11 protein-coding genes and 2 pseudogenes are annotated in these 14,068 nt (G+C 35.4%); 3 read left to right on the top strand and 10 right to left on the bottom strand.

The genetic code is table 11. From position 1 onward, the window contains the following. Positions 1–10: 10 nt before the first annotated feature. From pfkB to gabP, 6 genes are all read right to left on the bottom strand, one after another. Entirely contained in the window at positions 11–922 is a 912-nt protein-coding gene (gene pfkB / locus BG05_RS13365) for a 1-phosphofructokinase (RefSeq protein WP_002128626.1), read from the bottom strand. Next, positions 919–1,671 carry a DeoR/GlpR family DNA-binding transcription regulator gene (locus BG05_RS13360; RefSeq protein ID WP_002128628.1) on the bottom strand — a complete coding sequence of 251 codons (753 nt, stop codon included), beginning with the start codon at positions 1,669–1,671 and terminating at the stop codon, positions 919–921. The genes pfkB and BG05_RS13360 overlap by 4 nt, the downstream gene beginning before the upstream one ends. Before the next feature lie 157 nt (positions 1,672–1,828). Beyond that, entirely contained in the window at positions 1,829–2,992 is a 1,164-nt protein-coding gene (locus tag BG05_RS13355; protein WP_002128630.1) for an iron-containing alcohol dehydrogenase, read from the bottom strand. Between the two features lie 118 nt (positions 2,993–3,110). Continuing rightward, positions 3,111–3,653: a DUF420 domain-containing protein gene (locus BG05_RS13350; protein WP_000228316.1), complete on the bottom strand. Its 543-nt coding sequence runs from the start codon at positions 3,651–3,653 to the stop codon at positions 3,111–3,113. Positions 3,654–3,969: 316 nt separating this feature from the next. Beyond that, a complete protein-coding gene (locus tag BG05_RS13340; protein ID WP_078175321.1) occupies positions 3,970–4,308 on the bottom strand; it encodes a hypothetical protein in 339 nt (112 codons plus the stop codon). A 133-nt stretch (positions 4,309–4,441) separates the two neighbouring features. Then, positions 4,442–5,836 (bottom strand): GABA permease, encoded by a 1,395-nt coding sequence (gabP, locus tag BG05_RS13335; protein ID WP_000360102.1) that lies wholly within the window; start codon positions 5,834–5,836, stop codon positions 4,442–4,444. Positions 5,837–6,106: 270 nt separating this feature from the next. On the opposite strand from gabP, the gene BG05_RS13330 reads away from it, so the two are divergent. Continuing rightward, positions 6,107–7,189 carry a chitinase gene (locus BG05_RS13330; protein ID WP_002128633.1) on the top strand — a complete coding sequence of 361 codons (1,083 nt, stop codon included), beginning with the start codon at positions 6,107–6,109 and terminating at the stop codon, positions 7,187–7,189. Between the two features lie 54 nt (positions 7,190–7,243). On the opposite strand, the pseudogene BG05_RS13325 reads toward BG05_RS13330, so the two are convergent. Further along, positions 7,244–8,454: pseudogene (locus BG05_RS13325) on the bottom strand (M20 metallopeptidase family protein). A gap of 124 nt (positions 8,455–8,578) precedes the next feature. Next, entirely contained in the window at positions 8,579–9,472 is an 894-nt protein-coding gene (locus BG05_RS13320) for a metallophosphoesterase (RefSeq protein ID WP_002167779.1), read from the bottom strand. 196 nt (positions 9,473–9,668) lie between these two features. On the opposite strand from BG05_RS13320, the gene BG05_RS13315 reads away from it, so the two are divergent. Further along, positions 9,669–10,484, top strand: a complete 816-nt coding sequence (locus BG05_RS13315; protein WP_002185118.1) for a formate/nitrite transporter family protein — start codon at positions 9,669–9,671, stop codon at positions 10,482–10,484. 141 nt (positions 10,485–10,625) lie between these two features. Continuing rightward, a complete protein-coding gene (locus BG05_RS13310) occupies positions 10,626–10,898 on the top strand; it encodes an HU family DNA-binding protein (RefSeq protein WP_002033657.1) in 273 nt (90 codons plus the stop codon). Positions 10,899–10,933: 35 nt separating this feature from the next. Here the strand turns inward: BG05_RS13310 and BG05_RS13305 are convergent. Both BG05_RS13305 and BG05_RS13300 read right to left on the bottom strand, forming a co-directional pair. Further along, positions 10,934–11,395, bottom strand: a pseudogene (locus BG05_RS13305) (GNAT family N-acetyltransferase); the annotation flags it as partial. Between the two features lie 218 nt (positions 11,396–11,613). Then, positions 11,614–14,034, bottom strand: a complete 2,421-nt coding sequence (locus BG05_RS13300) for a heavy metal translocating P-type ATPase (RefSeq protein ID WP_002128640.1) — start codon at positions 14,032–14,034, stop codon at positions 11,614–11,616. Between the last annotated feature and the right edge of the window lie 34 nt (positions 14,035–14,068).

Here is a 14,068-nt window from a genome sequence, read left to right as displayed (position 1 = left end):
TTACTTCCCCCTATCGCTTAGTTACAATTACTTGCGACAATAATTCTTCTACTTTTTCTTTTTCACATAAATCAGCTGAAAATGCTGTTGCACTCCCTGTTGCAACGCCATATTGAAATGCCTTTTCAATATCTTTTGTCTGTTCATATTTACCTACAAATCCTGCAACGAGAGAATCTCCGGCCCCAACCGAATTAATTACAACACCTTTTGGAACAGTTGCTTCATATATACCTTGTGCCGTAAATAATAAAGCCCCATCTCCAGCCATTGATACGATAACATGCTCTACACCTTGTTCAACTAATTTTCTTCCAAACGGTAAAACATCTTCTACTGTTGAAATCTCTACTCCGAATAACTCACCAAGTTCATGATGATTAGGCTTTATTAAAAATGGTTTATTTTTAATTACATGCTGCAGCGCACTTCCACTTGCATCGACTACTACGCGAATACCTTTCTCAGCTCCGAGCGCTGCGATTGATTCATAAAAAGTAGTTGAGATAGACGCCGGTACACTTCCAGCTAGTACAACACAATCTCCCTGCCTCATACTTTCGATTTGTTTCATTAATTGTTCAAATTGTTCATTTGTCACATTAGGACCTTGCCCATTTAATTCTGTCTCTTCTTGCCCTTTTATTTTCACATTAATTCGTGAATCACCGTCTACTTGGACGAAGTTTGTTGTTACACCTTCCGCCTGTAATACATCTTTAATAAATCGACCGGTAAATCCACCAGTAAATCCAAGCGCTACATTTTCAACACCTAAACGATGAAGAACACGAGAAACGTTAATGCCTTTCCCTCCAGGAAATTTCATATCTTTCTCTGCTCGATTTACTGCGCCTAAATCGAAGGAATTAACTTGTACTACATAATCAATAGATGGGTTTAAAGTAACTGTATAGATCATTGTTTATCAGCCTCAATTACATTGGTTTGTCTTTTATATTTTTCTAAATCAATTTCTAAATGGTTTGTAATAATATTCGCTTCTTCAACATTGGCAATTTTCGCAAATGCAACTTCTGAGAACTTACTTTCATCAATTAAGAAATATCCTTCGTTCGCAAATGTTAATGCCATTTGTTTTAAAAGTGCCTCTTCTGGATCTGGAGTTGTAAAACCAAGCTGTTCATGTACACCATTTGCTCCTAAGAAACATTTATCAAAACGGTACTTTTGCATACTTTCCTGTGCCATAGCACCAATTAAAGCTTTCGTCCTACTCTTCATCATCCCGCCTAGTAAATACGCACGAATATTATTTTCAACTAAAGCTTCAATATGCATAAGTCCATTCGTTACGACAGTAACATCTTTGTTTATTAAAAATGGAATCATTTCAAATGTTGTACTTCCTGCATCTAAATAAACGCAATCCCCTTGTTCAACAATACTAGCCGCATACTTGGCAATTTGTTGTTTTATTTGAATGTTTTTGGATGATTTTTCAATCATCGTTGGCTCCTGTCCTTTTCCTGTTAAAACAGAGGCACCACCATGAACTCTTTTTAATAACCTTTGTTTTTCTAATTGTGCTAAATCACGACGAATTGTCGATTCAGAGCTTTCTGTTCTTTCAACTAATTGTTGTAATTTAACAACCTTCTGCTCTTTTACAAGTTGCAATATCATTTGATGACGTTCAGGAGTTAACATTTTATTCACCTCTTCTTTGATTACAGTATAATGAAAACGATCACAAAAATCAACCATAAACAGTCAAAAATAATCACTATCAATCAAAACCGGTTATAAACAAAAAAAAGAAACCTATTTGATACAACAATCAAATAGGTTTCTTCTCTCGCTTCACTTATAAAGAAGCTTTATAAATTGCAAGAACATCATCTTTATTTAATTTTTTAAAGTTACCGAATTCACCATAAGCCATCGCTTTATCCGCCATTAAGTCAATTTCACTTTCTCTAATAGCGTAATCAGCTAATGTTACTGGAGCTTCAATTGAAGTCCAAAATTGACGTAACGCCTCAATTCCCTCTAATGCAACCTCTTTATCTGTCTTCCCATCTGTTTCTACATCGAATACACGAATAGCGAACTGTTTAAAGCGACTCACATTTTCATCTATAACATGCTTCATCCAATTTGGGAATAGAATCGCGAGTCCGCCCCCATGCGGTATGTCATGAACAGCAGAAACTGCATGCTCAATATTATGAGTTGCCCAATCTCCTTTTACTCCCATCGCTAAAATGCCGTTTAACGCCATAGTACCGCAATATAAAATTGTTTCCCTATGCTCATAATTTTCTAGATCACTTAAAAGCTTAGGAGCTGTTTCAATTACTGTTCTTAAAACAGATTCACAATAACGATCTTGTAATTCTGTATTCATGCCGTGATGGAAATATTGCTCTAATACGTGCGACATAATATCGACCATACCATAAATCGTTTGATCTCTCGGCACAGACGAAGTATGTAGTGGATCTAAAATTGAAAACTGAGGGAATGTAACTGGACTGCCCCAGCCGTACTTTTCATTCGTTTCCCAGTTTGTAATTACAGATCCTGCATTCATTTCAGAACCTGTTGCCGCAAGAGTGAGTACAGTACCGAACGGTAACGCCTCGCTAGCAAATGATTTTTTCGTTACAATATCCCATACATCTCCATCATATTTACTACCAGCAGCAATCGCCTTCGTACAGTCGATTACACTTCCTCCGCCAACCGCTAAAATAAATTCGACTCCATTGTCTTTACAAATTTGAATCCCTTTCTTTACTGTTGATAAACGAGGATTCGGTTCAACTCCTGTCAACTCAAATACTTCCGCATTTATATCCTTTAAAATAGAAATCACATTATCATAAATACCATTTCTTTTAATGCTGCCTCCTCCATACACGAGAAGAACTTTTTTACCGAACTGTGGAATTTCCGTTTTTAACTGCTCTAACTGTCCTTTACCAAAAATAAGTTTTGTCGGATTACGAAATACAAAATTTTGCATATATCTTTACCATCCCTTCTATATAAAAAGCAACTATACTTTTGTATACCACAATTTTTTCATTTCACAAAAATATTTGCCTAATAAAAAAATCCCAGCCTACAGGCTGAGATTTTTTTTATTGATAATAAGGTGAGATCATTAAGTAAACAATAACACCAGATAAACTTACATATAACCAAATCGGCATCGTCCAACGTACAATTTTACGGTGACGTGTTAATTGATTCGTAAAACCAAACACAAGTGCAAACAATGCAAGCGGTACAATAATTGCTGCAAGGATAATATGTGTAATTAAAATGATGAAATACACATATTTAATGAATCCTTCTCCGCCAAAATGTGTTGCTGGCGCCAAGTAATGATACGATAAATAAGAAACACAAAATAGCAACGTCGTTGTAAATGCTGCTAGGATGAAACCACGGTGCATTTTCACATTCTTCTTAATAATAGAGTATAAAGCTGCTAATAAGAATACGAACGTAAAGCTATTAAAAATTGCATTTAACATTGGTAAAATTGTTACATCAAAATGTACTTCTCCTTCATAGCCAACAGGTCCAAAGAACAAAAATAAAATAATCGCATTCACAATTACAGAAAGCGTTATCACAATAGGAGCATAGCTTTTCTGATTCGTTGATTGATCCACCAAAATGGTCACTCCTCTTCCTTCAAATATGTATACGTAACCTCACTATTTTAACATATTATTCACAGTGTAAATGTGACAATAGTTTGACACAGTAAGACAGGGCAAAGAAAAAAACCTTCTTAACAATACTTCTTAAGAAGGATTTTATCGCTTTATTCTTCAAATAGCAATGCGATTAGTTTTTGTTAAAAAACGTACTGCTATACGCTTGATATATTTCAGACACTTGATATCCCATTAATGAAATTGCTGTTAATGAAAAGAAACCAATCATAAGAAATCGAAACCACATATAAATCTCCTCCTTGTATTTAGCTTAAAAAGCAGTCGCTATATTACAAGTTGAGTGGCACTCTTCATCGTCACTTTCCTTTTTCTTTACAATTGCTGTTATAAATCGAATCATAAAGAAAATCACAAAAGGAAATTGTTCGTAATTTACCTTGGCATAGTTTGGCAACGGCTCGCGCTGCACATCGAACGGAGATGAGAAGGAATAGAACATACCTTGCTCTTCCATATATACAATTACAATTTTCATACAAAACATTATTCCTAGAAATGAAACAATATCTTGCCATTCTGTCGTATATAAAAAGTTATACAGCTCTAATACGTACTCTTCCATCGTCATCCCCCCTTCCTTTTTTACCATTTTGCTCGCCTTCATATAAAAAGTCAAGAAAAAAGTTTATATTCACTATGACAATAGTAATTACTTGTTTCTATGATTATATATGATTCTTTTATAGCAATGATTGGGTGTAACTCTCTTCTAAAACAAGAAATTAGAATCGAACAGATTCCTCATTCTTACTTTTAGGATTCAACAATGTACTATTTTTATTTCTATTAAAAATAAAATAAGAAATTATTATAAGAACAGTAACAAGCATTGTTAAAAGCGCTTGTGAACGTAAAGATTCAATTGCGAGCATGGCAACTAAAACTGCTATAATCGCAGCAATTGTAACATATGTTACATATGGAAAAAGCCACATTTTCACTTTCAAATTTTGTTGTTCCGCTTTCCCCATTTTTTTACGTATCTTGAAATGTGAAACTGCTATAACGAGATAAACGAGTAACGCAATCCCGCCAGATGCATTCACTAAAAATAAAAATACTTTATCTGGAGATATGTAACTAAAAACAACTCCAATGTAAGCAAAGAAAGTTCCAAATAAAACCGCCCGAACTGGAACACCACTACTATTCAATTTCAAAAATGCCTTTGGCGCATCTCCTCTTTCTGCCATTGAAAAAAGCATTCTTGAGTTCGTATATAAACCCGAATTTAAACAAGAAAGTACAGCTGTTAAAACGATAAAATTCATAATTTGCGCTGCCGCTGGTATCCCTATATGTTCCAGTACCGCCACAAATGGGCTTTTTAGTATGTTCGCCGAATTCCACGGAAGGAGTGTAACAACTACAGCGATCGATCCAATGAAAAATACGAGAATACGCCAAATTACACTATTTGTTGCTGTTTTGACTGCCTTTACAGGTTCGGCAGACTCTCCAGCGGCCACTGCAACAATCTCAGATCCCATAAATGAAAATATAACGACGGTGATTCCAAGTAACACCGAACTTATACCATTTGGCATAAATCCTCCTTGACCTACCAAATTCGAAGTGCCAGGTGCTTCCGTTCCTGGTACAAATCCTAAAATAACAGCTAGTCCAAGACAAAGGAACAAAACAATACTTATTACTTTAATAAATGAAAACCAATATTCAAATTCTCCAAATGATTTCACCGAGAAAACATTCGTCAACGTTAATAAAATCGTTAATATTAAGCTTAATAACCAGAGTGGGATTTCTGGAATCCAGTATTGAATAATACCAGCACCTGCTGTAGCTTCTATTGCAATAACAATTACCCAGAAAAACCAATATAGCCACCCAATTGTATAACCTGCCCATGGACCAATTGCCTCTCTTGCATATGTTGCAAATGAACCACTTGTCGGATTAATAGCTGCCATTTCTCCTAGCATTCTCATAACGAAAATAACTAGAAGTCCTGCTAATGCATATGAAACGATAGAACCTGGACCTGCTGAATGCACAACCGCACCACTTCCAACAAACAAACCAGCTCCTATTACGCCACCAATGGAAATCATTGTAATGTGGCGTATTTTGAGGTCTTTCTTAAGATTTTTATCCAACTCTTGTACATCCCCTTCCAAACTTAATTTTGAAATTTATGTAAGAGTATTATGTGAAAAATCTTATCATATACTTTAAAATATATCAAAATATTCTGAATTTAACAATCGTAATTCGACCTCCTTCAAAAATTATTTCATTAGGTTTAATAATTTCCCATACACAATTGTTGAGAAAATTATAGTCACCTTACAAGAGAATGAATTTTCAGATATCATTAAATAAACAAGATTATACATCTAGACAACTTTTTGTATAGGAGTGTTGATATGTTAAACAAGTTCAAATTCATTTGTTGTACTTTAGTAATTTTCTTACTGCTACCGCTAGCTCCCTTTCAAGCACAAGCAGCAAACAATTTAGGATCAAAATTACTCGTTGGATACTGGCATAACTTTGATAACGGTACTGGCATTATTAAATTAAGAGACGTTTCACCAAAATGGGATGTACTCAATGTATCTTTCGGTGAAACTGGTGGTGATCGTTCCACTGTTGAATTTTCTCCTGTGTATGGTACAGATGCAGAATTCAAATCAGATATTGCTTATTTAAAAAGTAAAGGAAAGAAAGTAGTTCTTTCAATAGGTGGACAAAATGGGGTCGTTTTACTTCCTGATAATGCCGCTAAGCAACGTTTTATTAATTCCATACAATCTCTAATTGATAAATACGGTTTTGATGGAATAGATATTGACCTTGAATCAGGAATTTACTTAAACGGTAATGACACTAATTTCAAAAACCCAACGACTCCTCAAATCGTAAATCTTATTTCGGCTATTCGGACAATCTCAGATCATTATGGTCCAAATTTTCTATTAAGCATGGCTCCTGAAACAGCTTATGTTCAAGGCGGCTATAGCGCATATGGAAGCATCTGGGGTGCATATTTACCGATTATTTACGGAGTGAAAGACAAACTAACATACATTCACGTTCAACACTACAACGCTGGTAGCGGGATTGGAATGGACGGTAATAACTACAATCAAGGTACTGCAGACTACGAAGTCGCTATGGCAGATATGCTCTTACATGGTTTTCCTGTAGGTGGTAATGCAAATAACATTTTCCCGCCTCTTCGTTCGGATCAAGTCATGATTGGACTTCCTGCAGCACCAGCGGCCGCTCCAAGTGGCGGATATATTTCTCCAACTGAAATGAAAAAAGCTTTAGATTATATCATTAAAGGAATTCCTTTCGGAGGAAAGTATAAACTTTCAAGTCAGAGTGGCTATCCTGCATTCCGTGGCCTAATGTCTTGGTCTATTAATTGGGATGCAAAAAACAACTTTGAATTCTCTAATAACTATAGAACATATTTTGATAGTCTTTCCTTGCAAAAATAATAAAAAACAACAATAGGTTTTATATGACCTATTGTTGTTTTTTATTTATGTAAATTACTTTTTCACTTCTACATGATGAAGAAATCCTTTTCCATCTCTTGAATAACTATTCACAAGACTTAAAAGCAACTTCCCACCAACCAACATCGCACGTTCATCAAAATCGAATTGAGGATGATGGTGTGGATATGTTGCCCCTATTTCTTCATTACCGGCACCTGTGAAGAAAAATGCTCCTGGAACATGTTCTAAGTAGTATGCAAAATCTTCTCCGCCCATAATAGGTGGTACTTCCATGACCCTTTCTTTGCCAAGATCGTGTTCCGCAACCGTCATAAAATGACGTGTTTCAGCTACATGATTTATTAATATTGGATAGCCTCGTTTATATTGAATATTAACTTCAGCATGAAGGGACTGACAAATCCCCTCAACAACTCGTCTAAATTCCTTCTCCATATATTCTCTCACTTCAGGATCTAACGTTCGAATGGTTCCTGTAAACGTAGCAGTATCCGCAATAATATTATCGGCTTGCCCGGCATGGAATGTACCAACTGTTAAAACTGCTGATTGAAGTGGATCGACTTTTCTACTCACTAAAAGTTGCAACTGATTAATAACTTGTGTTGCAACGATAATAGCATCTACAGTATGATGTGGCATACCGCCGTGACCGCCTCGCCCTTGAATCTTCACTTCAAAAGTATCAGCTGCCGCCATCATTGCTCCAGCTTTCGTTCCAACAATTCCTAAAGGCATCTGAGAAGATAAATGTGTACCAAAAACAACATCTACTCCTTCTAAACAACCATCCTCAATCATGGCAATTGCTCCGCCAGGCTCTTTCTCTTCTGCATGTTGATGAATAAGGACTATTTTTCCTGAAAGTTGGTCTCTGTTATCACTTAATATTTTTGCAACTCCTAAAAGTGTTGCTGTATGTCCATCATGGCCACAAGCGTGCATTACACCAGGAACCTTTGATTTATATGAAACTCTCTTTTCATCTTGAATAGGTAGTGCATCAAAATCAGCACGTAGCGCCATCGTCTTCCCAGGTATTCCACCTTCAATTACGCCGATTACCCCTCTTCCCCCGACATCTGTTTTCACATCAATATGAAAACTTTTTAAAATTTCAGCTATTTTTTCGGTGTTTCTATTTCTTGAAACGATAGCTCTGGGTATTGATGAAAATCTCTTCGCCACGAAACCATTTGATTATATAAACTTTCCAATTCTTTATGCCATGTTTCTATCATAGAAATTCCCCTTTCTTTTTAACAGTTTAAATAAAAAATACATAATATTCTGTATTTAATCAATAAAAAAAGAGAACTTTCTTTAAAAGTACTCTTAATTCTTCAAAATATTAAACGTTCTACTTCAGTCACTACTTTGCTTCAATACAAATAGTGAAAGTTCCGGTACACTCAAAAATCTAACAGGCATTCGGGTTGTCCCAATACCACGATTTACGTATAAATGTAACAGCTTACTCTTCCCTTCTAATTCATACATACCTTCAACATGACTCTCAGCTAGTTTTGTAGTAATTAAAGGACCTACAAAAGGAATTTGAACTTGTCCTCCGTGACTATGTCCTGACATTTGAAAATCGACTGGATAACGAGATACTTTATCTACAACATCCGGCTCATGTATTAATAGCATATTGAAATCTTGTTGTCTTAAGTTTTTTAAAGTCGAGTCTATTTGTGGCTTCCCTAATAAAAAATCATCCAAACCTGATATTGTAATATACTTGCCGTTTTCCGCTTTAATTTTCTGCACTTCATTTACTAACACAGAAAAACCAGCTTCCTCCATATACTTTTTGTAAAATAAACTACCGCCCCCACCTCTATCATGATTCCCAAACACAGCATATTTTCCTAGGGGAGCTGTAATTTTCTGCAAAATAACCTTTGCTTCTTCTCTTTCCGCACTATAGGATCCAAACTTATCTATTAAATCTCCTGTAAAAACTACTATATCTGGATGTAATTCATTCATCTTCTCCACCAAATTTTCTAGTTGTTTCAATGTAAAATCTGGTCCTAAATGTACATCTGAGAACTGCAATATTTTTTTATTATTAAACTCTTTAGGAATTGTAGGAGCTTCTATTTCATTCCACGTAACTGTTACTAGTCTTCTTTCTATTTCAGTCGCATAGAAATACAAACTTACTGGTATCATTAATATACTTATGAAACTAATAATAAATATCTTTACGATTGATTTTTTTCGTTCTTTTTTTACATGATGCGTATTCATGTTTTCACCTCTAAAATCACTTTAAATCCTTATTGTTACATTAATGTGACAACATGAACAATGTTCGTTATATCCAATTTCATCCCCATTCACTTTGACAAATTTATACAGAAGTCATATCATATTTTTATCATACATAGATTCTTTAAAATGTTCCTTCTATTCATTCTATCATTTTATTGAGGAGAGATTATTCATGTCTGTATTTACACCAGAAGAAATTACGGAACTTGCTGCTAATTCTGGAAGAAAAAAAGCTCATTTATCATTGCTCCCTATGCTAATTCTCGGTTTTTTTGGTGGTGCTTTCATAGCATTAGGATATTTACTTGATATCCATGTTATCGGAACAATGCCAAAATCTTGGGGATCATTTACTAGCTTTTTAGGTGCTGCCGTATTCCCTATCGGTCTTATACTCGTTATCTTTGCAGGCGGTGAATTAGTAACTGGCAACATGATGACCGTTTCAATGGCATGGCTTCACAAAAAAATCGACTTATTTCACTTCATACGAAATTTAGTTATTGTTACGTTTAGCAACTTCATAGGTGCTATATTCGTCGCTTATTTTTTTGGTCATATCGTCGGCTTAACGGAGGGAGCTTTTTTAGCAAAAACAGTTTCTATTGCACAAGCTAAACTACAAGATACACCACTGCAAGCCTTCATTTCTGCAATCGGGTGTAATTGGCTCGTTTGTTTAGCTGTTTGGCTCAGTATGGGAAGTAAAGAATTTATCGGAAAGATTGTCGGTATTTGGTTCCCTGTTATGACTTTTGTTGCGATTGGATTTCAACACGTTGTAGCCAATATGTTTGTCATCCCAGCTGCAATTTTTTCTGGTCATTTAACTTGGGTTGAATATTTTCCAAACTTCATTTTTGTTTTCTTCGGAAACTTAGTAGGGGGTATGTTATTTGTAGCATTACCTTATTTCATATCTTATAATAAGAAACTACCTTCCAATAAAGAGCAAACTGCATTAAAGAAAAAATCTGTATCCGCTTAAATTGAATGTCTATAAATTGGTCCTAAAAAATATTACAAATTTCATTTTTTTTGCGAATATATGTACGTACACTTGTTCTCGAATGTTTTATACGTTATAATAACAACTTAAATAGCATTATTTACATATGAGGTGAAAAACATGAATAAGACAGAATTAATTAAAAACGTAGCACAAAACGCTGAGATTTCTCAAAAAGAAGCTACTGTAGTTTTACAAACTGTAGTAGAATCAATCACTAACTCTTTAGCTGCTGGCGAAAAAGTACAACTTATCGGATTCGGTACATTCGAAGTTCGTGAAAGAGCTGCTCGTACAGGCCGTAACCCACAAACGGGTGAAGAAATGCAAATCGCAGCTTCTAAAGTACCTGCTTTTAAAGCTGGTAAAGAACTAAAAGAAGCTGTAAAATAATGAAAAATAGCCTTCTCATTTATGAGAAGGCTATTTTTCATGACATAATTAATAAAAATCTGACCATTATGCTGCTTATTTTGTTCCTTTATGCAAATAAAACCTTTGCTTTCAAAGAAAGGTTTTGCTGTAATACTCGCCTCTGTATATATATCCCTATGCTGCAAGTTCACTGCTTCTTTTTCTAACTTCTGTAGTATGTATGATGCTATCCTTTGTCCTTGATAATCTTTATGCGTAAATAAGCGATCTACGTAATGATCATCATTATAATCCCCAAATCCCACTATCACACCTTTATAATCAGCAACGTAACAAATATTCTTTTCTAAAGACTGTAGCCATCTCTCTCTATCTAGTCGCTCTGGGGCCCACGCCTGTAGCTGTAACTCGTTATAATCTTTTGCATTCACCGTATGAACCGTTTCATAGAACAATTGTAATACTTGCTCTAAATCCTCTTTCTGGAATGTTCTAATTTTAATATCTTTAAACATATGTAAAACTCCTTATCAAACTAACTCTTTTATTTCGGTTATCCGGATAATTATTTCGTGTTTATTTTCGAAGCAGTTTCTTCCACTATATATGATTCTACTTCTGCTCTTTCTATATTATATCGACTTTTCCTTCTAAACGAACAATAAACAATACTTATACAAAGTATTGTTTATTGTAAAAAAGCATATTAAATTCGCTTTATAGCTGAAAGTGTTTAAGATTTCAATTTAACTCTTTGTAATCTTAATGCATTTAATACGACTGATACAGAGCTAAATGCCATTGCTGCACCTGCAACCCAAGGTGCTAAGAAACCGAGCGCCGCAATTGGAATTCCTAGGCCGTTATAAGCTAACGCCCAGAATAGATTTTGCTTAATATTTCTAATCGTCATTTTACTCATAAAAATTGCATCAGCAATACTATTTAAATCACCACGGATTAACGTAATATCTGCCGCTTCCATCGCTACATCCGTTCCGGTTCCAATTGCCATACCGATATCCGCCGTAGCCAGTGCAGGAGCATCATTTATTCCATCTCCAACCATTGCTACTTTCTTACCTTGCGCTTGCAGTTTTTTCACTTCTTCTGCTTTTCCTTCTGGTAATACTTCTGCAATTACGTGATCAATACCAACTTGCTTAGCGATTGCCTGAGCAGTTTGTGTATTATCTCCTGTAATCATAACAACGTCTAGACCCATTTTCTTAAGTCTTGCGATAGCTGCTTTTGAAGTATCTTTTACAGTATCCGCAACAGCCACTATACCAGCATATTCTTTATTAATCGCAATAAGCATTGCTGTTTTTCCTTCTCGTTCTAGCGCTTCCATCGATTTAGAAACTTCTTCAATATCAATATCGAATTTCTTCATTAATCGACGTGTACCAATTAATAATTGTTTCCCTTCTACAACTGATTCGATGCCGAATCCAGGAATCGCTTCAAATGTTTCTGAACTTGGGATAACAATTTTCTTTTCTTTAATTCCTTCTACAATCGCTTCTGCAAGTGGGTGTTCAGAATTTTTTTCTGCCGCACCTACTAAACGTAGTATTTCTTCTTCATGGAATCCATCTGCTACAATTACATCTGTTAACACCGGCTTCCCATTTGTCACAGTACCTGTTTTATCTAGAATAACTGTATCTAATCGGTGGGTTGCTTCTAAATGCTCCCCGCCTTTAAATAAAATGCCATACTCAGCCGATCTTCCTGATCCAGCCATAATAGATGTAGGTGTCGCAAGACCTAATGCACACGGACAAGCGATAACAAGTACTGCTATCATTTTCTCAAGTGCTCCGCCAAAATCACCAGGTGTAACAAATAGCATCCACACTGCAAATGTGATAATAGCAATTACAACTACAACTGGTACGAAAATACCAGAAATTTGATCAGCTACCCTTTGAATAGGAGCTTTTGAACCTTGAGCCTCTTCTACTACTTTAATAATTTGAGCTAATGCAGTATCTCTTCCTACCTTAGTTGCTTTAACTTTTAAAAATCCATTTTTATTCATTGTAGAGCCAATTACTACATCCCCAATTGTTTTATCAACTGGAATACTCTCGCCTGTTAACATCGATTCATCTATCGCTGATTTTCCTTCTACAATTTCTCCATCTACTGGGATTTTTTCACCAGGTTTAACATAGACAACATCACCAGCTACCACTTCTTCGATTAAAATTTTCATCTCTGTTCCATCTCGCACAACTGTGGCAGTTTTCGCTTGTAGTCCCATCAACTTTTTAATAGCTTCTGATGAACGCCCTTTTGCTCTCGCCTCAAATAATTTACCTAAAATAATTAAAGTAATAAGTACCGCACTCGTTTCAAAATATAAATCTGTCATATGTTCTGAAGAACCAATCGACCTAATACTTAAATACACACTATAGAAATAAGCTGCGGACGTTCCAAGTGCCACAAGAACATCCATGTTTGCACTTTTATTGCGTAGCGCTTTATAAGCACCAATATAAAACTGGCCTCCAATGATAAACTGAACCGGAGTTGCAAGAGCTAGCTGCACCCAAGGGTTCATAAGCACATCAGGTAAATAAATAAACGATGTAAATGAGAAGTGGCTCACCATTGCCCACAATAACGGGAATGATAAAATAAACGAAATGATAAATTTCTTCTTTTGTCGTTCAATTTCTTGTAAGCGATGATCAGTTGATCCATCTTGCTCATCTGATTTCACTTCCAATTTATATCCTAATTTCGTGATTGCACTCTTCATTTCATTTACATTAATTTCATCAGGATTAAAATCTACTGTAGCTGATTCCAAAGCGAAATTTACTGTCGCTCCGTTCACACCTTCTAACTTATTTAAACGCTTTTCTACTCTATTCGCACATGCTGCGCATGTCATCCCTGAAACAGTAAACTCAGCTTTATCACTTACAATTCCATATCCTAGCGACTCAACTTTTTCCTTAAATTGTTGTGGATTTGTTTTATGGGGATCATACATTATTTTTGTTTTTTCAAGTGCAAAATTTACATTTGCATCATGAACACCTTCTACTTTTTTCAGGCCTTTTTCAATTCTATTTGCACAGGCTGCACATGTCATGCCTGATATTTGGAGATTGGCCTCTTTTTGTTCATTCATGTCTCTCACCTCTATATACCCTTATAAGGTATAA

Origin of the sequence: Bacillus mycoides (assembly GCF_000832605.1) — a bacterium.
GTDB classification, from domain to species: domain Bacteria; phylum Bacillota; class Bacilli; order Bacillales; family Bacillaceae_G; genus Bacillus_A; species Bacillus_A mycoides.
This window is presented reverse-complemented; position numbering and strand designations above follow the sequence as displayed.

Coding starts and splice junctions, on each gene's coding strand:
- pfkB (WP_002128626.1), bottom strand. CDS start 922: ATGATCTATACAGTTACTTTAAACCCATCTATTGATTATGTAGTACAA.
- BG05_RS13360 (WP_002128628.1), bottom strand. CDS start 1,671: ATGTTAACTCCTGAACGTCATCAAATGATATTGCAACTTGTAAAAGAG.
- BG05_RS13355 (WP_002128630.1), bottom strand. CDS start 2,992: ATGCAAAATTTTGTATTTCGTAATCCGACAAAACTTATTTTTGGTAAA.
- BG05_RS13340 (WP_078175321.1), bottom strand. CDS start 4,308: ATGGTAAAAAAGGAAGGGGGGATGACGATGGAAGAGTACGTATTAGAG.
- BG05_RS13330 (WP_002128633.1), top strand. CDS start 6,107: ATGTTAAACAAGTTCAAATTCATTTGTTGTACTTTAGTAATTTTCTTA.
- BG05_RS13320 (WP_002167779.1), bottom strand. CDS start 9,472: ATGAATACGCATCATGTAAAAAAAGAACGAAAAAAATCAATCGTAAAG.
- BG05_RS13315 (WP_002185118.1), top strand. CDS start 9,669: ATGTCTGTATTTACACCAGAAGAAATTACGGAACTTGCTGCTAATTCT.
- BG05_RS13310 (WP_002033657.1), top strand. CDS start 10,626: ATGAATAAGACAGAATTAATTAAAAACGTAGCACAAAACGCTGAGATT.
- BG05_RS13300 (WP_002128640.1), bottom strand. CDS start 14,034: ATGAATGAACAAAAAGAGGCCAATCTCCAAATATCAGGCATGACATGT.